Source organism: Microbaculum mangrovi (genome assembly GCF_051390635.1).
Taxonomy (GTDB): Bacteria; Pseudomonadota; Alphaproteobacteria; order Rhizobiales; family Tepidamorphaceae; genus Microbaculum.
On the sequence record NZ_JBPODT010000002.1, the window covers coordinates 24,682 to 43,622 of the forward strand.

The following is an 18,941-nucleotide window of genomic DNA, read 5'->3' on the forward strand; positions in this document are numbered from 1 at the left end:
CGTGATGCTAGGGGCTGGATCAGCGACCCAACCAGCGCGGCTTGCGCCTCTCGGCAAAGGCGCGGGCGCCTTCGCCCGCGTCTTCGCTGGTATAGACCGCGCGATGGAGTTCGGCAGCTTTGGCAAGGCCCTCGGCGCAGCCAAGATCCATGCCCGCCGCAAGGCTCGCCTTGGCCGCGCGCACTGATAGTGGCGCGTTCTCCGCGATACGTCGCGCCAGTGCCATTGCCCGGGTACGGACATCGGCAACGCTTTGCTCGACATGATTGACGAAGCCGTGACGGGCCAGGTCCTCGACGGAGACGGGATCGCCGGTGAGCATCATTTCCGTAAGCACCGGCTGCGGCAGCATCCATAGGAGTGGCACCGCCCACGATGTGCCCCGCCCGAAACGCGCCTCCGAGATCATGGCCACCGAGCCGGCGAGACCGATCCGGATGTCGGCCCCCATCGCAATCAGCATGCCGGCTCCGGCGAAATGGCCGACAAGGGCGCAGACGATCGGCTTGGTGACGTCCCGCATGTCTGCCTGGAACGGATCCTCCATGCGGTCCAGCGGATCGTCGCCCGCGGCGCGGATCGCCGCCATGTCCTTCAGGTCCATGCCGGCGCAGAACGTCCCGCAATCGGTGGCATCGACGACGACGGCGAGGATGGAGGTGTCCTCCTCGACCTGCCGCCACAGGGCGGTCAGCCGATTGGCGGTCTCGACGTCGATGGCGTTGCGTCGATCCGGCCGGTTCAGCGTGATGCGCGCGATTCCGTCTTCGACGCCGAATATCACGGGCGCATTCGTCTCCGCGTCCTGCATGCCATCCGCGCCTTCCCACGCCGTCGTCTTTTCTCCGAGGACAGCATCTATTCGCCGCCCGTCGAGGCCCGTGCCAGGGCCTTTCCCGGAACTTAGTCGAGGCCGCTGGAAAGGGTCAATCAAATTTCCACCTTGCGGAACGGATTTTCGAAAAACTGTTGACGCCCCATCTTTCGCATGACAAGAAACCGGTCTGTCTACGACCCGTCAGAGAGGGCAGGCCGGCTCGCATTTCGGCCCGTTCGGACAGGGATGTCGGGGGCAATTCGGAAGAATCGGGAGCACCGGATGACGAAACACGTAAGGCTCGGCGCAGGCTCGGGCTTTTGGGGCGACGCGCTTGATCCGGCGGTCGAGCTGCTCGAGAAGGGCGATCTCGACTACCTCTCGATGGACTACCTGGCCGAGTTGACCATGGCGCTACTTCAGCGTCAGAAGCTGAAGAACCCCAAGGCCGGCTACATCCCCGATCTGCCGGACCACATGCGGGCCCTTCTTCCGCTCGCGCGTCAGTCGGGCACGCGGATCGTCTGCAATGGCGGCGGCGCGAACCCGCGCGCGGCAGCCGAGCGCATCCGCGAGGTTGCCCGCGAGCTAGGCCTCAGCGGTACGCGCATCGCTGTAATCGAAGGCGACGATCTTCTGCCCCGGCTGGACGAACTGGTCGCCTCCGGCACCGACCTCACCAATTTGGACACCGGTGAGAACAACTTCGTCGGCATCCGGAACCGTGTCGTTGCCGCCAACGTCTACACGGACGGTTCCGCCATCGTTTCGGCGCTCGAGCAGGGTGCCCATGTCGTTATCGCCGGCCGCGTTTCCGACAACGCCCTGTATGTCGGCCCGATCATGCATGAGTTCGGCTGGTGCTACGACGAGGCCCATTCCGATCGCATAGGGGCGGCCATCACGGTCGGTCACATCGTGGAGTGCGCCGCCGCAGCAACGGGCGGCATGTCCTCGCGCTTTGCCGAGATGCCCAACATGGGCCGGGCAGGGTTTCCGATCATCGAGTTCGGAGAGGACGCCAACGCCGTAATCACGAAAGTCGATGGGTCCGGCGGTCACGTCGACGCGTTCACGGTCAAGGAACATCTCGTCTACGAAATCGGCGATCCGTCGCGCTACATCATGCCGGACGGTGTCGCGGATTTCACCACCGTTCGGATCGCGGAGGAGGGCCCCGACCGGGTCCACCTGTCCAACATGACCGGCCGTCCCCGCCCGGATCAGCTCAAGCTCGTCGTGGGCTATGAAGACGGCTGGATCGGCGAGGGCATGCTGTTCTTTCCCTGGCCTTACGCGCTGGAGCGCGCGCAAAAGGCGAAACAGACCCTCACGGAGCGCTTCGAGCGTCTCGGGCTCAAGTCCGATGCCGTGCACTTCGACTTCGTCGGCGTCGACATGCTGCACGGACCTGCCTCGCCCGCACCGGACCACGATCCGGCTGAGATAGGCCTCCGCGTCGCGGTTCACACCGAGACCAGGGCCGAAGCGGAAAAGGTCCGCCGGGCTTGCTCCCAGCTGTGGATCATGGGTCCCGGCGGTACGGCATTCGGCACTCCGATCAAGCCGCGCCCGGTCTACGGTCTGTGGCCGACCTTGGTGCCCCGATCCTTCGTCACCCAGACTGCCGAGATCCTGGAGGCATGACCATGAAGCTTCTTCGCGACATCGCTTACGTGCGTTCCGGCGACAAGGGGGACGTGGCGTCCGTCGGCGTCATCGCCCGCGCGCCGGAACATTATCCCGCACTCCTGCGCAGCCTCACGCCGCAGAGCGTGAAGTCGCTGTTTGGCGACTGGGTGAAAGGTGAGGTTGAAATCTATCCGATGGACAACATCGAAGCCGTTGTTGTCATCATGCGCGGCGCACTGGGCGGCGGTGCCACGCGCACGTTGCGGCTGGACCAGACCGGCAAGGCGATGGGCAACGGTCTGCTCCGCCTGCCCGTCGTCGACCAAGCGTAAGTGGAAAATGACTGGTGCCGCATCCATAGCGGACCAGGGCGCCGCGATCGCGCGGGGCTACGAGCGGCATAGCGAAGCGGTCGACGCGGCGCGTCGGACCGCCATCGCCGGCGGGCCGCCGGATGCCGTCGCCCGCCACCGCGCGCGTGGCAAGCTGACCGCGCGCGAACGCATTTCGCATCTGCTCGATCCCGGCACGCCCTTCATGGAGATCGGCCAACTCGCCGGCCATGAAGTCTATGACGACGCGGTGCCGTCGGCCGGCATCATAACCGGCATCGGCATGGTCGAAGGCCGCCTCGTCATGGTCATGGCGAACGACGCGACGGTGAAGGGCGGCACCTACTATCCGTTGACGGTGAAGAAGCAGATTCGCGCCCAGAACATAGCGCGCGAGAACGGGCTCGCCTCGATCTACCTCGTAGACTCGGGCGGCGCCTTTCTGCCGATGCAGGAAGACATCTTCCCCGACGAGCATCATTTCGGCCGTATCTTTCGCAACATCGCCGAGATGTCGTCGATGGGCCTGCCTCAGATTGCAGCGGTCATGGGCTCGTGCACGGCCGGCGGCGCGTATATTCCGGCTATGTGCGACGAGACCGTGATCGTGCGCGGCACTGGCACCATCTTTCTCGGCGGACCCCAGCTTGTTCAGGCGGCGACCGGCGTCGTCGTCGATGCCGAAACGCTGGGCGGCGCCGACGTCCATACCGCCAGCTCTGCCGTCGCCGATCATCTCGCGCAGGACGACCACCATGCGATCGCCCTGGTGCGTGCGGTCGTTGCACGAAAGCCCGCGCAGCCGTTGCCGGCCCCGCCGCTGCCACCCCGCGAACCGCTCCATCCCGCCTCCGGCATGGCCGCGCTGATCCCGTCGGACAGCCGTCTGCGCATCCCGGGGCGCGACATCCTCGAGCGCCTGCTCGACGCCGGATGCCTCGACGAGTATCGCGCACGCTACGGCCAGACGATCATCTGCGGCACCGGCGCGATCGGCGGCTATCCCGTCGGCATCGTCATGAATGACGGCGTCCTGTTCTCGCAAAGCGCCCAGAAGGCCACGAACTTCGTAGAGCTTTGCTGCCAGCGCGATGTCCCGCTGCTCTTTCTGCACGACATCAGCGGCTTCATGGTCGGTCAGGAATATGAGGCCGACGGCATCGCCCGCCACGGCGCCAAGCTTGTCAATGCGGTCGCCACCGCGCGGGTGCCCAAGTTCAGCCTCCTCATCGGTGGCAGCTACGGCGCGGGCAACTTCGCCATGTGTGGCCGCGCGTTCGGCCCCCGGCTGATGGGGATGTGGCCCAATGCCCGCACCTCGGTCATGGGGGGAGAGCAGGCCGCCACGGTGCTCAGCCTCGTGCGCGAAGCGCAATTGCATAAGGCCGGCCGCAGCTTCACCGAGGAGGACCGCCAGACGTTCGAGGCCCCGGTGCGGGACGCCTATGAGCGCGCCAGTCATCCTGTCTATGCCGCCGCCCGGCTGTGGGTCGATGCGGTGATCGATCCTGAAGACACACGCGAATGGCTGACGCTCGCGCTTGCCATGGCTGCCGCGTCGCCGAAGCAGGAGACGCGCTTCGGCGTGTTCCGGATGTAACGATGTTCGAGCGCGTCCTGATCGCCAACCGCGGCGAAATTGCCCGGCGTGTCGCCCGTACCTGTCGGCGGATGGGCATCGACTATGTAGCCGTTTACTCCGACGCCGATCGCGACGCGCCGCATCTTCGCGGCGCCGCCGCACGCGTGCCGATCGGTCCCGCCCCGGCGGCCCTCTCCTATATCAATGGAGAGAAGCTGATCCGTGCAGCGCTCGATACAGGCTGCGACGCCGTGCATCCCGGCTACGGGTTCCTGTCGGAGAATGCCGCGTTCGCGGACGCCGTGGAGTTGGCAGAGCTTGCCTTTGTCGGTCCGGCTCCGAAGACGATCGCCGACATGGGCGACAAGGCCACCGCGAAGGCGATCATGGCCGGGGCAGGCGTGCCGGTCGTTCCCGGCTCCAGCGAGGCCAGCGACGACGCCGATACCATCGCGGCGCTTCTGGCGCAGACGGGATACCCGGCCCTCCTGAAGCCGGTCGCCGGTGGCGGCGGCAAGGGAATGGCGGTTGTCGAAAGCGGCGACGGCCGCGAGGAAATCGAATCGGCCATCCGGACGGCGCGCTCCAGCTTCGGTGACGGACGCCTGCTGGTGGAACGGTTCGTGCGCGATCCGCGCCATATCGAGGTGCAGATATTCGGCGACGGCCAGGGCAACGTCGTCCACCTGTTCGAGCGCGAATGCTCGCTTCAGCGCCGCCACCAGAAAATCGTCGAGGAGGCCCCGGCCGCGAACCTGCCGGGCGACCTGCGCGACGCGATGATCGATGCCGCGCTTCGCGGAGCCCGCGCGTTGGCCTATCGCAATGCAGGCACCTTCGAGTTCATCGTCGGCGCCGACGGCGGGTTTTATTTCCTCGAGGTGAACACGCGCCTCCAGGTCGAGCACCCCGTGACCGAGGAAATCACGGGCCTCGATCTCGTCGAATGGCAGTTGCGCGTCGCGGCGGGGGAAGCCCTGCCGCTCACTCAAGCGCAGATCGCAAGTCGCGGACATGCAATCGAATGTCGCCTCTATGCCGAGGATCCGGCGGCGGGCTTCCGTCCGTCGCCCGGCCGCGTCGCCCGGCTTTGCTGGCCGCCGAACGTTCGCGTCGAAAGCGCCGTGGAGAACGACACCACGGTGCCGCCCGACTACGACCCGATGATCGCGAAGCTCGTTGTCCATGCCGCCGACCGGACGGCCGCGATCGCGGCTATGACGACGGCGCTCGACGCGACCGCGATCACCGGCATCACCACCAACCTCGGCTTCCTGCGCCGGCTGCTCGAAACACCGGAAGTGGTGGCCGGAACCGCGTCCACCGGCTTTATCGATTCCGAGCTGCCGCGGATCATGCCGACGGTCGATCCCGCCGACGCCATCGCGGCTGCCGCGGCCGCGGTCGTCTGCGCCGCCCGGACCGAACCGCGTTCGGCGTGTTCGCCCTGGACCCGCCCCGCTCCGTTTGATCGGGCGACACTCGATGCACGGGCGCCCTTGGGGCGCATCGCATTTTCAGTCGGGGGCAAGAGCCGGGTCGCCCACTTGAACGCGCTCCACGGCGACTGCGCGAATATCGAGATCCAGCCTGAAGACACGGGCGAACCCGTCAGTCGCATCGTCATGGCGCGCCGGCAGGACGATCTGGTGACCGGCACGGTGGGCCGGCAGCGCTGGTGCGCGCAGGTCACGGCGCGCGCGGTCGATCTGACACTCGCCGGCACACGGGTCCTGGTGGACCGGATTGCCGCGGGCCAGGACACGGCCGGCGACGGCGGCGACGAGGCGAAATCGCCCATGCCCGGCGTCGTCGTGGCACTTTCGGTCGTCGCGGGAGCCGCGGTTTCTCGGGGCGACGTCGTCGCCGTGGTCGAGGCCATGAAATTCGAAAATCCCGTCGTCGCGCCACGCGACGGCGTCGTCGGGGAGGTCTGCTGCGCGGCGGGCGATCAGGTGCGCGCAGGCCAGGTCCTTGTACGACTTCTTGAAGAATCCGGCATGGCCGTCAGCTAAGGAAGACAGGCGATTGGCACTCGATAGCGAAACCCTTGCGCAACTCATCGGCACCATGCAGCGCTTCGTGGAGGAGAGGCTGATCCCGGCGGAGCCCCGCGTCGAGGCCGAGAACGCGATTCCGCCAGAAATCGTCGAGGAGATGCGTCACCTCGGCCTGTTCGGCATGTCGATCCCGCAGGAGCATGGCGGGCTCGGCCTTACGATGACGGAAGAGGTGGAGATCGCCTTCGTGCTGGGGCGCGCCGCGCCCGCCTTCCGCTCCCTGATCGGCACCAACAACGGAATCGGGTCGCAGGGCATCGTGATCGACGGAACGCCGGAGCAGAAGGCGCATTGGCTGCCGCGCCTGGCCTCCGGCGAGATGATCAGCTCGTTCGCACTGACCGAACCCGATGCCGGATCGGACGCGGCTTCGATCTCGCTGTCCGCCCGGCGCGACGGTGACGACTACGTCCTCAACGGGACCAAGCGCTTTATCACCAACGCGCCGGTCGCCAGCCTGTTCACCGTCATGGCGCGCACCGAGCCCGATGTGAAAGGCGCCAAGGGCATCTCCGCCTTCCTGGTGGAAGCCGATACGCCGGGGCTGACCGTCGGCAAGCCCGACCGGAAGATGGGGCAGCGCGGGGCGCTGACCGCCGACGTCTTCTTCGAGGATTGCCGGGTGCCCGCATCCGCGATCATCGGTGGCGTTCCCGGGCGCGGCTTCGCAACCGCCATGAAGGTGCTGGACCGCGGCAGGCTGCACATCTCCGCGATCTGTGCGGGCGCCGCCACGCGGCTTCTCGACGATGCGCTCGCATTCGCGCTGGAACGGAAGCAGTTCGACCAGCCGATCGCGGAATTCCAGCTTATCCAGGCAATGCTGGCCGATAGCCGCACCGAGCTCTATGCCGGCCAATCCATGGTCCGCGATGCGGCCCGCAGGCGGGATGGCGGCGAGAGCGTCTCGCTGGAAGCCAGTTGCTGCAAACTGTTCTGCTCGGAGATGGTCGGCCGCGTCGCGGATCGGGCGGTTCAGATACATGGCGGCGCCGGCTACATGGCGGACTACGCGGTTGAACGGTTCTATCGCGACGTCAGATTGTTCCGGATCTACGAGGGGACGAGCCAGATTCAGCAACTCGTCATCGCCCGCAACATGATTGCCGGTGCCTAACGCGGTTTTGGCATCCCGATCTCTTCGAGTGGATTGCGAATAGACCGTCCAGGGCACTGGTCCGGACGACATCTTGGCTCAGGGCAGGGCGCTGCCCGTCTGGCGGCGGCATCCACGAGACAATTTGCGCTGACCGGGTAGCGACAGCGGTCGCAGGAGCCCGATTTCGCTTGGTTCCGGCCGTTCGGCGCGGCCTGCGGAATGACCGATCCCAACTTCCAGACCCACCTTGTCGCAGGCAGATCATGTTCTGCCGGTCGACAGAAGTAAGCAAATGCCATCGCCACCCCTCCAAGGGAGGCGTTTTTGATTCTGGGGCAATCTTCTGGGGGGCGTTTTCAGTATGGGTCTTTCGCTCTTGGAAAAACCCCGGGAAAAATTGGTCGGAGTGGCAGGATTTGAACCTGCGACCCCCTCGTCCCGAACGAGGTGCGCTACCAGGCTGCGCTACACTCCGTACCGCTGGTGAGCCGCTATATAGCCGCCCGTTCTGGCTGCCGCAACCCGCCTTTTTCGGACGTTGTGTGGTGGTTCGGTGTCTGGCCGCGCGCGGGCCGGCGCGATCCTCCCGGAATCCCCCGTCTCGCCGCCGGTCGCCCCGTCCTTCGACTGAAACAGGATCGAAACACGCGCAAAATCTTTCTGATACCGAACCACCCCATTAAGGCCGGCACGCACGCCGCCGCCGGTATGCGGATCGGATACGCGCGGGACGGTCATCCCGGCGGTCCGGCGCAGGTTCGGCGCGCAACCGACCGTGGACGCGCTTGGGGCGAACCGCCCCCGGCCACCTGGTAGGGGTGCTCTGTCCTGGCGCCGCCCGGTTGCGGGCGGCCCAGGTCCGGGGCGGCATGGTTTTGGAGATCGGGAAAATGAACGCCATCGCGCTGGAGCCGCGGCATGAACCGGTTGTGCTCGTCGTCGAGGACGACGAGGCGAACCGCGAGCTGTTGCTCGACGAGCTGGACTTCATCGGCTGTCGCGGCATCGCCGCCTCGAACGGTGAGGAGGCCCTGTTGGTCCTCGATGCCACGGATATCGACGTCGTGCTGCTCGACGTGCAGATGCCCGCGATGAACGGCTTCGAGGTGCTGCGCCGGCTGCGCGCCGACCCGCGCCGCCGCATGCTGCCGGTGGTGATGATTTCGGCGCTGTCCGACATGGTCAACGTGGTGCGCTGCCTCGAGCTCGGCGCCGACGACTATCTGCCCAAGCCGTTCAATCCGGTGCTGCTGAAGGCGCGGATCTCCGGCTCGTTGCAGAAGAAGCGCTGGCGCGACCAGGAGGCGACCTATCTCGCCCGCATGGAGCGGCAGCTCGCCGAGATCGAGAGCGAGCGGGCCCGCGCCGACAGCCTGCTGGAGGTGGTGCTGCCGACGGCCGCCCTGCGCGAGCTGAAGCTGACCGGTACGGTCGCCCCGCGCCGCTACGAGAACGTCGTCGTCCTGTTCTCCGACATCGTCCAGTTCACCCGCTACTCGGAGACCCATTCCGCCGAGGAGGTGGTCGCCAATCTCGACCGGCTCATCGAGGTCTGCGAATGGGGCCTCGCCGAGCACGGGCTGGACAAGATCAAGACCGTCGGCGACGGCGTCATGGCGACCGCCAACATGTCGGTGCCCCATGGCGACCCGGTCATGGCGGCGGTGCGGGCGGGGCGGGCGATGGTCGCCGCCGCAGCGGACAACCCGGCGGGCTGGCGCCTGCGCGTCGGCATCAGCTTCGGCCCCGTCGTCGGCGGCGTGGTCGGCCGCTCGAAGTTCAGCTTCGACGCCTGGGGAGACCCGGTGAACGTCGCTGCCCGCCTGTCCGGGCTGGGCGACGAATCGGCCGTCTACCTGAGCCAGGACGCCTTCGATCGGATCGCCGGCCGCGCCGACGCGACCCGTCTCGACGGCATCCCGCTGAAAGGCAAGGGCACCGTTCCCGTCTACAGGATCGACGCGGATTAGCCCTGGCGATCCGCGTCGGTCGCCCCGTTGGCCGCCCGTTGGCCGCCCCGTTGGCCGCCCTGTCGATTGTCGTGTCGATTGTCGGGGCGGCGAAGGTCCTGAAACAATTGAAACAATTCCAAAGCCGCGCGACGCCGATCTGAAAGAAAACTGTCGTACAGGACGGGTCGTACCGCGGGTGCCAGGGCATGAGGCTCGGCAATTGCGTGAGCGAAAGGCTTGCGTGTGAGGAGTTCGTACCTTTGGAAGCGCAGGGACTTCGACCGGATGCGTCCGATCGCGCCGGGGCCTCGGCCCGTGCGCCCGGAACCGACGCGTCCGGAACCGACGCACCCCGACCCGACGGGCGCGGAACCGACGCGGGCGGACGCGACATGAGCGGCGCCTGCGAAGGCGACGTCGGCAAGGTCGGCTGCGTCGGCGGCGACGAAAACCGCATGCTGCTCGATTTCGCGGTGTCTCAGTCTCCCGCGGTTTTGTATCTCGGCGCCTTCACCAATTCCGACACAGTTCGCTTCGTCAGCTCCAACGCCCAGTCGGTGATCGGCTGGACGCCATCAGAGATGGTCGGCGCCGCCTCGATCTGGCGCGATCGCGTGCATCCCGACGATCTGCCCGGCTACGACGCCGCCGTCGATCGGGTCCAGAAAGACGGCGCGCTGAGCCAGGAATACCGGCTGCGGACGCCCGACGGCGACTACCGTTGGATGCGTGACCAGCAGCGGCTGACCACGCCCGGCGACCCTCGCGGCGAATATGTCGGCTGCATCATCGACATTACCGCGGAAAAGGATGCCGAGGCCGATCTGGTCCGCGCCGAGGCGATCCATCGCGCCATCGTCGATGCCGCGGTCGACTCCGTCATCACCACGGATCGCGACGGCCTGATCATCGATTTCAATCCCGCCGCCGAGGAAATGCTTGGCTACCGCGCCCACGAGGCGGAGGGCGTGCTGCTTTGCGATCTGACCATGCCCGAGCCGGTGCGCGAGCGCCGCAGAAAGAGCTTCGCGGCCTACCGCAAGGGCGTTGCGGGCTCGACCATGCCCGATTGCTTCGAGACCGACGTTCTGCGTCGTGACGGCTCGACCTTTCCCGCCGAGATCCGCATGCGGCGCGTTCTGGCGGGCTCCGAAATGTTCGTCGTCACCGAGATCCGCGACCTGTCCGAGCGCGCCGAGGCCGAGGCGACCCACCGCCGTCTCACCCAGATGCTGCGCGATGCCGTCGACAGCCTTCCCGCCGGCTTCGCGATCTCGGATGCCGAGGAGCGCATCGTGCTGTGCAACGACGCGTTCGCCGAGCCGTACGGCGTCGACCCGGACGAACTGATCGGGCTCGACCGGCACCAGCTTGTCCCACGGCTCTATCGCAAGCTGCGCCGCTTCAACGGCGTGAGCGTCGACGGCAGCGACCGCCACGCCGAGATGGTCGCCGAGCGCCTGGGAAATCCCGACGTGGCGCCCTCCGAGCTCGAGATGAAGAATGGCGAATGGCGGCTCGTGTCGTCGTTCCCGACCGCCGACGGCGGCATGGTCACGATCCGCACCGATATCACCGCGCTGAAGCAGGCCGAGCAGGCCATGCACGCCTCCGAGTCGGTGATCCGCATGGCCGTCGAGGCCTGCCCGGTGCCGCTCGGCCTGGTGCGTGCCAACGATGGCATGATCATCTACGAGAGCCCGGCCTCCAAGGAGCTGTTCCGGCGGCCGCGCGCCGATAGCGAGAGCTACACGGCCGGCATCTTCGTCAGCCGCGAGGATCGCCAGCACTTCCTCGATACGCTGCGCGAGGACGGCGGCATCGACGGCTTCGAGGTGGAGCTGCGCCGGGCGGACGGCGAGCAGTTCTGGGGATCGATCTCGGCGAGCCTGATCGACTACAAGGGCCAGGATTGCGTCGTCACATCGGTCTACGATCTGACCGAGAAGCGCATCGTTCAGGAAGAGATGGCCCGCCAGCGCGAGGCGCTGCACCAGAGCGAGAAGCTGGCCGCGCTCGGCGAGCTGCTCGCGTCCGTCGCCCACGAGCTCAACAATCCGCTCTCGGTGGTCGTCGGCCAGGCGCTGCTGCTCAAGGAAACCGCCAACGACAAGACGATCGCCGAGCGCGCCGCCAAGATCGGCGGGGCCGCCGACCGCTGCTCGCGCATCGTCCGCACCTTCCTCGCGATGGCCAGGCAGCAACCGATGGAGCGCCGTCCCGTCGACCTCAACCGGGTCGTCGAACTCGCCATGGAGGTGACCGGCTATTCGCTGCGCGCCGCCGACATCGACGTGCGCCTGTCGCTGAGCCGCGAGTTGCCGATGGTCTGGGGCGACGCCGACCAGCTCAATCAGGTACTGACCAACCTGATCCTCAACGCCCAGAAGGCGCTCGAGGGTTCGAAGGCCCCGCGCCGCGTCAAGATCATCACCAGCTATCGCGAGCAGACCCGCGAGCTGGTCCTCAAGATCAAGGACAACGGCCCCGGCATTCCCGAGCCTATCCGCTCGCGCATCTTCGAGCCGTTCTTCACCACCCGGCAGGTCGGCTCGGGCACCGGCATCGGCCTCGCCTTCTGCCATCGCATCATCACCACCCACGGCGGCACGATCTCGGTGGAAACGGGAAACGACGGCGGGGCCAGCTTCGTCATCCGGCTGCCCGTGACGCGCATGGGCACCGTTCCCGCCGAAGGCGATATCCCCCACGAGGCGGAAACCGCCAGGGCCGCCATCCTCGTCGTCGACGACGAGGTCGCGGTCGCCGAGATGCTGGCCGACATCCTCGAGGAGGACGGCCACAAGGTCGAGATCGCCCATTCCGGCAGCCAGGCGCTCGACCGGATCGAGCTGCGGGACTTCGACCTGGTGCTGTCGGACCTGCGCATGCCCGATATCGACGGTCCCGCCATGTTCGACGCCATCCGCGAAGCCCGCTCCGAGATGGTGCCGCGCGTCGCCTTCATCACCGGCGACACGATGAGCGCGCGGATCCGCAGCTTCCTGCAGGAATCGGAGCGGCCCTACATCGAGAAGCCGATCGTCCCCCAGGACGTACGCGACCTCGTGCAGCAGATGCTGCGCGAAGCCGATCAGACGAGTGAGGAGACCGCATCATGATGACCGGACTGGAGATCGCGGCGACGCCGCGCTCGGCCATGCTCGCGCCGGCAGCCATGCAGCACATCGCTGTCGTCGACGACGAGGCCGATATCCGCGACACTGTCGGCGAGTACCTGGAACTGAAGGGCTTCCGCGTGACCCGCTGCGACGGCGGCGCCACGCTGCGCGCCCTACTCGAGACCGATACCGTCGATCTGGTGCTGCTCGACGTCGCCATGCCCGAGGAGGACGGTCTGTCGATCGCCCGCCACCTCAGCGCCAATACCGATGTCGCCTTCGTCATGGTGACGGCGGCCGGCGAGGTGGTCGACCGCATCGTCGGGCTGGAACTCGGCGCCGACGACTATCTGGCCAAGCCCGTCGACCTGCGCGAACTGCTCGCCCGCATCAAGACGGTGCTGCGCCGGGGTGCCCGGCGGGCCGCGAAGAGCGGCACCGATGCCGTCGAGACGCCGCAGCAGGTGAAGTTCGGCAACTGCACGCTGGATACCGACGCGCATCGCCTGAGCGGGCCGGACGGCGCCGACATTCCGATCACGGCGATGGAGTTCGACCTGCTCAGGGCCTTCGCGGAGCATCCCAACCGGGTGCTCAGCCGCGACCAGTTGCTCGACATGGCCCACAACCGCGGCTGGGAGCCGTTCGATCGCTCGATCGACATCCGCATCGCCCGGCTGCGCCGCAAGGTCGAGTCAAACCCGGCCAAGCCGCAGGTCATCAGGACCGTGCGCGGCGCCGGCTACATGTTCGCGCTGGCCGGATAGCCGCCCGGCTGTTACCGCGCAGAAACAAAGTCGCGCGTTTCGGACATCCGACCGAAACCTCGGTCTACGAAAAACGCCCCGGTAATTGCCGGGGCGTCTTCGTTTTCGGGGCGCCCGTTCTCCGCCCAAGAAAATGAAGGGAACCGCTATGACCACCATGAAGCCCGAGACGCTGGCGATTCATGCCGGCTATCGCAAGGACCCCGCGACCAACGCCGTCGCCGTGCCGATCTATCAGACCACGTCCTACGAGTTCGACTCGACCGGCCATGCCGAGCGTCTGTTCTCGCTCCAGGAGCTGGGCAATATCTACACCCGCATCATGAACCCGACGACGGCCGTGTTCGAGGAGCGCATGGCGGCCCTCGAGGGCGGCGCCGCGGCGCTGGCCGTCAGTTCCGGCCAGGCGGCCTCCGCCCTGGCGATCCTGAACATCGCCCGCGCCGGCGACAACGTGGTCTCCTCGACCGACCTGTATGGCGGCACCTGGAATATGTTCGCCAACACGCTGAAGGCGATGGGCATCGAGGTGCGCTTCGTCGATCCCGCCGATCCGGAGGCGTTCCGCCGGGCGACCGACGATCACACCCGCGCCTACTACGCCGAGACGCTGCCCAATCCGAAGCTGATCGCCTTTCCGATCAAGGAGGTGGCCGCCATCGGCGACGAACTCGGCGTGCCGCTGATCATGGACAACACCGCCGCGCCGGTGATGTGCCGTCCGATCGACCACGGCGCCCACATCGTCGTCTACTCCACCACCAAGTATGTCGGCGGCCACGGCACCTCGATCGGCGGCATCATCATCGATTCCGGCCGCTTCGACTGGGAGAAGCACGCCGATCGCTTCCCGATGCTCAACCAGCCGGACCCGAGCTATCACGGCGCGGTGTGGACCGAGGCCGTCAAGCCGCTGGGGCCGATCGCCTACATCCTCAAGGCCCGCGTCACCCTGCAGCGCGACCTCGGCGCCTCGGTCAGCCCGTTCAACGCCTTCCAGTTCATCCAGGGGCTTGAGACGCTGCCGCTGAGGATGCGCGAGCACTGCCGCAACGCCGAGGCGGTCGCCGAGCATCTGGCCAAGCATCCCGCCGTCTCGACCGTTATCTTCCCCGGCCGGATGACCGGCGAGGCGCGCCGGCGCGCCGACGCGGTGTTCACCGGCGGCTATGGCGGTCTGGTCGGCTTCGAGCTGGCCGGCGGCATGGAGGCCGGCCAGCGCTTCATCGACGCGCTCGAGCTGATCTACCACGTCGCCAATATCGGCGACACGCGGACGCTGGCGATCCATCCCGCCTCGACGACGCACCAGCAATTGACGCCCGAGGAGCAGCATGCAGCCGGCGTCACGCCGGGCTACGTGCGCCTGTCGGTGGGCATCGAGCATATCGACGACATTCTGGCCGATCTCGATCAGGCCCTGGATGCGGCGACCTCGGGTCAGGCCCGCGCGGCCTGATCCGTCCTGTGGCCCGGACCGTCGGCGTCGGAATGCGCATCGCGACGCCGCCTGCCGCCGGACGGTCCGGGCTTCCATCCGGGGCTTCCCCGGATTTCGGGACCCCGTTGCCCAAGCCGGTCGGATGGCCGGCCAGCGCCTAGCCGTCCGGCGCCGACAACGGCACGACGAACTCAACGGGCGCGCCGGGATCGCCTGACGCCCAGCCCTCCGGCGAAATCTGCAGATCGACGCGCGGCACCGGCCCGTCGACGCCGTGGAGCGCGAACACGACCCGGTTGCGCGACCGCTCGACCCGCACCTCCATGAAGCTCTGGAAGAACGGCGCGTTGTTGAAGTCGAACATGCCCGACAGGGTCTCGATCTGGATCGGCCAGGCGCCGAACCGCTTGATCCATTGCCAGAACGGCTGCTTCCAGGCCGGCGTCTCCTCGTCGAGCTTGAGCCGGATCGCCGCGCGGCTGGGATAGAAGCCCCAGGTCCGTGCCGGCGGATCGTCCGGCCAGGCCAGTGCCCCGCCGATGCTCAGATAGGCGCCCCCGCCGCCGTTGACGAAATGGTGGATCGGGTCTTCGCCCGGCGCCGTCTCCTCGGCGTAGTACTCGAAGGTGTGCGTGTCGCCGGCCATCAGGACGCGCGCGCCGGCATCCTCCAGCATGGCGTACAGGGCCGCGAAGTCCGCATCGCCGAGGCTGGTGTCGACGCCGGCGGCATAGCGCGGGTGACCGACGATCGCCATCAGGAACTTGCCGCGCGACCTTGCGAGCGCCGCTTCGAGCCAGGCCCGCTGCCGCGGATCGATCGTGCGCCGGATGCCGGTATCGACGGCGACGATGGCGAAGTCCGGCGTCTGGATCTCGAAGAAGGCGCCGCGCTGATGGTCGTTGTCGATACGGTAGAGCGTGCGCAGCCGTTCGGCGCGGTCCAGCAGCCGGTCGATCCGGCTCCTGTCCGTCGAAGTCAGGTTCATGTCGGCGTCGGCGCGCGCCGACAGCGACAGGCGCGCCGCCTTCGGCTCGAGGAAGTTGGCGTTGAAGCCCTCCAGCGCGTCGAACCAGTCGTGGTTGCCCGGAATGGCGTAGATCGGTTTGGTGAAGCCCTTGAACGGCATGTAGAAATTGGCCTCGTAGTCGACCATCGCGCCGGCCGGATAGATCACGTCCGAGGAGATCACCAGGAACTTCACGTCGTCGCGCCGGCCAAGGTCGAGATACCGGTCGACCAGCGAATACTGCGACGGGTCGCCTTCACCGGTATCGCCGATGACGATGAAGCTGAAGTCGCCTTCGTCGATGCCGGGCGGATGCACCGCGAACAGCCCGTCGCGATCGCCCGGATAGGCGCGTTCCACCGCATCGATCATCCGCTCCCGCCAGATGTCGACGCGCAGCTCCGTCACCTTCTGATAGAAGGCGCTCGCCCAGCTTTCGGTGTTGAAGTACCAGCTGAAGCCCCAGATCGGATTGACGGCGGCGAACAGGATGGCGAGGGGCAGCCCCAGCCGGATGGCAAGCCCGAAAGTGGCCGGCAGCGAGGCCCGCGCCTCCCGCAGCATGGCCGAGAAGGCGAAGCGGGCGTCTGTCCAGGCCCGCAGCAGCCGGCGCGGCAAGGGCGCCATTTGCCGGTCCTCGCCGGCGATCCTCAGGCGCCACGCCTTGCGCTCCAGCGGCCGGCTGACCCGCCGCCAGAGGAGGCGCAGGGGCAGGATCACGAGCGCTCCGAGCCCGACCGCCATGATGATGTCGCCGAAGGTGGCGACGAACGGCGAGGCGATGCCGAGCCAGGTGTCGGTGGTTCGCATCCGCGCGACATGGGTGAAGAACAGCACGAGGCCGATGGTCGCCAGCCAGTAGACGTCGGCGCGCCGCGTCGCTGGCGCGCTCCGGGCAAGGCGCGCGCGCGTTTGCGCGAACAGGGCCTGCGGGCCGAGAGCGAGCCCCGGGTCCGGATGGACGTCCAGCCCCCGGTCGGTTTCCGCCGCCGTCGGCACCGTCGGCGAAGCCAGCAGGCGCCAGCCCGCCATCGCCGTGTAGCCGGCGATCGCCACCCCGATCGCGGCGTCGACGCTGACCGCCTTCCATAGCAGCCAGCCGGCCGCGGCCAGCGCCAGGCTGGAGGCGCCATTGACCGCGAGCACCGTGCGCGACCGGCCTGGCGCCCCGCGCGACAGCGCCTGGCCGAGCTTCACGACACCGTCCAGCACCAGGACGCCGATCAGGAGCACGACGATTCCGGTGACGACCAGTCCGGGGCTCACATACAGGAGAAACGTGACCGCAAGCGCCAGGAGGCCGGAGGCGTAGGCCGCCGGGCGCGACCTGAGCGCCGGGTTGGCGATCGTCGAATAGAGGTCGGTCAGCCCGACGGCGAACGGAAGCAGGCCGAGGAATTGCAGCGACCATGTGCCGGTCGCAAGCGGTGCGGCGAGCGCCACGACGCTGATGGCGATCAGCCCGATCCCGATGCTGGCGCGCGTCAGGCGGACATGCCAGCGCCGTCCTGACGAACGCGCGCGTCCGGTTTCATCGTTCGGTGCGCCACCTTCTGGCACCTGACCCACCCCCGGTCCATATCGGAGGGGCCATCCCGCCGGCCCCTCTTGCGACTCTGGCACGCGACGGGGAAATGGCAAGCCGGGTCGGCCACTCCGGGATGAACCTGCCGCTTTCACCATGCCTGATTACTTAACCTGACAGGTATTTTTGGATTAACAGGCAATTAACCGCATGGTTTTGTTCGCCGCTCGTCCGACCGGTTCTGTCGCCTGATATCAGGACTTGGCGCGGATGTGCTTGCGGCTGCCGCTCGGGCAGGGGGCCGTCTTGCTTTTCGGTGTGATGGTCGCGGCCAATGCAGCCCTTGCAGGCCCGACGACCACCCGGGTCGAAAGCACGCTGACCCCCAGCGCTGTGGGCCAGGAAGTGACCTTCACCGCCACGCTAGCCACCGGCGGCTTGGCCATCACCTGGACGGGCGAGGCCGCCGGCAAGGGGCGCGACGACATCTATGGCGCGATCGTTCCGCGCGACTGACCGATGAGGCATTGGATCGCGCAGGCCCGGCGGGGCGATCGATGGCCGCCGCGCCCCGCGCCACGCCCGACCCGAAGCGCCGCATTACGGCCGCGCCGGATATTGGCCGTCGTAGGCGATGCAGCGGATGAGCGTCTTCTCGTTGACGTCGACCTCGGGCTTCAGCATCGGCAGCGCGAAGGTCCGCCGGCCGTCGCCGCCGAATTTGTTGGCGAAGAGGCTGAACAGCTTCACGTAGACGCCGCCGACCGGGAGGAGGCGTCCGTCCGCCGGCAGGAAGTCTCTCGGACACCAGTCAGCGGCGAAGGTCCGGACCTCCCCGACGATCGGGTCGGCGGATTGGGCGTGTGCGGTGGTCGCGCCGGCGAGGGGGCTCGCGCCGGCGAGGCTCGCGACGATCAGGGCTCTGATCTTCATGGTTCATTCCTTGTGTCACGGCCGCCGCGGGCGGGCGTCCGACAGGGGGCACCCGATGCTGGCCTACGATGCGGGCCAACGATGTGCGGCATACGATGGGGGGAGCGTCAGTCTCGATAGATGGCTTTGACTGGCACCGAGCAGTCCGGAAAATTCAGGCGGAACGTGGACTTGAGACGCCCCGCGCGCCACGAATAGCGCTCCTTGTAGTTCGAGAAGGTCGGCTGCCGTACGCCTTTCGGGAGATCGCGCGCGAAATCGAAGTGCAAGGTGCCGGTCGTCGCGGTCTTGAACTTGAGCCGGGCCATCCCGGAAACCGCGTAGAAGGCGTTTTCGTTTTGATAGCTCACGTCGTCCAACGACACATTGACCGCTTTGCGGCCTTCGACCTCGAACGTCGAGGGGCCTGAAGCGACGGCGCACCAGCCCGTCTCCGACCGCGCGGCCGTTGCCGCCGTGGTGCCGTTGAGAAGGACGTTCTTGGGTGCGCCGGATTCCGCCGTTGCCGCTGTCGCCGACGGCAGCAGCAGCGCAAGCGCGAGACTGATCGTGTGAATGCGATTCATGGTGGATTTGTCTGAGCGGTTGGTGAGGAACACGGGTGGAATGAAGGTGCCGTATCGGCAGGTGGGACGGCGAAACTAGCCGGGAAGGGTAAATCGGACGTCAC

General features: G+C 67.2%; 14 protein-coding genes and 1 tRNA gene. 10 read left to right on the top strand and 5 right to left on the bottom strand.

The window, feature by feature from the left end:
• Positions 1 to 19 precede the first annotated feature (19 nt).
• Entirely contained in the window at positions 20 to 811 is a 792-nt protein-coding gene (locus tag ACSF9G_RS06560; RefSeq protein WP_436639733.1) for an enoyl-CoA hydratase/isomerase family protein, read from the bottom strand.
• A 288-nt stretch (positions 812 to 1,099) separates the two neighbouring features.
• On the opposite strand from ACSF9G_RS06560, the gene ACSF9G_RS06565 reads away from it, so the two are divergent.
• From ACSF9G_RS06565 to ACSF9G_RS06585, 5 genes are read left to right on the top strand one after another with little or no spacing between them, the layout of a single operon-like run.
• Entirely contained in the window at positions 1,100 to 2,464 is a 1,365-nt protein-coding gene (locus tag ACSF9G_RS06565; RefSeq protein WP_436639735.1) for an acyclic terpene utilization AtuA family protein, read from the top strand.
• A 2-nt stretch (positions 2,465 to 2,466) separates the two neighbouring features.
• The gene (locus ACSF9G_RS06570; protein ID WP_261614919.1) at positions 2,467 to 2,781 is read left to right on the top strand and encodes an AtuA-related protein; all 315 of its coding nucleotides are present in this window, start codon (positions 2,467 to 2,469) and stop codon (positions 2,779 to 2,781) included.
• A gap of 7 nt (positions 2,782 to 2,788) precedes the next feature.
• On the top strand, positions 2,789 to 4,381 hold the full coding sequence (locus ACSF9G_RS06575) for a carboxyl transferase domain-containing protein (protein WP_436639737.1): 1,593 nt from the start codon (positions 2,789 to 2,791) through the stop codon (positions 4,379 to 4,381).
• Between the two features lie 2 nt (positions 4,382 to 4,383).
• Complete coding sequence (locus tag ACSF9G_RS06580) at positions 4,384 to 6,378, top strand: acetyl/propionyl/methylcrotonyl-CoA carboxylase subunit alpha (RefSeq protein WP_436639739.1); 1,995 nt, start codon at positions 4,384 to 4,386, stop codon at positions 6,376 to 6,378.
• Positions 6,379 to 6,391: 13 nt separating this feature from the next.
• A complete protein-coding gene (locus ACSF9G_RS06585) occupies positions 6,392 to 7,540 on the top strand; it encodes an acyl-CoA dehydrogenase family protein (protein ID WP_436639741.1) in 1,149 nt (382 codons plus the stop codon).
• Positions 7,541 to 7,920: 380 nt separating this feature from the next.
• Here the strand turns inward: ACSF9G_RS06585 and ACSF9G_RS06590 are convergent.
• Positions 7,921 to 7,997: transfer RNA gene (locus tag ACSF9G_RS06590), tRNA-Pro, on the bottom strand.
• A 415-nt stretch (positions 7,998 to 8,412) separates the two neighbouring features.
• Here ACSF9G_RS06590 and ACSF9G_RS06595 point away from each other — a divergent pair.
• The 4 genes from ACSF9G_RS06595 (at position 8,413) to ACSF9G_RS06610 (ending at position 14,822) form a co-directional block, all read left to right on the top strand.
• The gene (locus ACSF9G_RS06595; protein WP_436639746.1) at positions 8,413 to 9,492 is read left to right on the top strand and encodes an adenylate/guanylate cyclase domain-containing protein; all 1,080 of its coding nucleotides are present in this window, start codon (positions 8,413 to 8,415) and stop codon (positions 9,490 to 9,492) included.
• Between the two features lie 374 nt (positions 9,493 to 9,866).
• Positions 9,867 to 12,596 (top strand): PAS domain S-box protein, encoded by a 2,730-nt coding sequence (locus tag ACSF9G_RS06600; RefSeq protein WP_436639749.1) that lies wholly within the window; start codon positions 9,867 to 9,869, stop codon positions 12,594 to 12,596.
• A complete protein-coding gene (locus ACSF9G_RS06605; protein ID WP_436642059.1) occupies positions 12,596 to 13,363 on the top strand; it encodes a response regulator in 768 nt (255 codons plus the stop codon). The genes ACSF9G_RS06600 and ACSF9G_RS06605 overlap by 1 nt, the downstream gene beginning before the upstream one ends.
• A 148-nt stretch (positions 13,364 to 13,511) precedes the next feature.
• Positions 13,512 to 14,822, top strand: coding sequence for an O-acetylhomoserine aminocarboxypropyltransferase/cysteine synthase family protein (locus tag ACSF9G_RS06610; RefSeq protein ID WP_436639767.1), 1,311 nt, complete (start codon positions 13,512 to 13,514; stop codon positions 14,820 to 14,822).
• 139 nt (positions 14,823 to 14,961) lie between these two features.
• On the opposite strand, the gene ACSF9G_RS06615 is transcribed toward ACSF9G_RS06610, so the two are convergent.
• Positions 14,962 to 17,373 (bottom strand): metallophosphoesterase, encoded by a 2,412-nt coding sequence (locus tag ACSF9G_RS06615; RefSeq protein WP_436639769.1) that lies wholly within the window; start codon positions 17,371 to 17,373, stop codon positions 14,962 to 14,964.
• Positions 17,374 to 17,644: 271 nt separating this feature from the next.
• On the opposite strand from ACSF9G_RS06615, the gene ACSF9G_RS06620 reads away from it, so the two are divergent.
• Positions 17,645 to 17,854, top strand: a complete 210-nt coding sequence (locus ACSF9G_RS06620) for a hypothetical protein (RefSeq protein WP_436639771.1) — start codon at positions 17,645 to 17,647, stop codon at positions 17,852 to 17,854.
• 84 nt (positions 17,855 to 17,938) lie between these two features.
• Here ACSF9G_RS06620 and ACSF9G_RS06625 read toward each other — a convergent pair whose 3' ends face one another.
• Both ACSF9G_RS06625 and ACSF9G_RS06630 read right to left on the bottom strand, forming a co-directional pair.
• A complete protein-coding gene (locus ACSF9G_RS06625) occupies positions 17,939 to 18,271 on the bottom strand; it encodes a phage tail protein (protein ID WP_436639773.1) in 333 nt (110 codons plus the stop codon).
• Positions 18,272 to 18,378: 107 nt separating this feature from the next.
• Positions 18,379 to 18,870, bottom strand: coding sequence for a hypothetical protein (locus tag ACSF9G_RS06630; protein ID WP_436639775.1), 492 nt, complete (start codon positions 18,868 to 18,870; stop codon positions 18,379 to 18,381).
• Between the last annotated feature and the right edge of the window lie 71 nt (positions 18,871 to 18,941).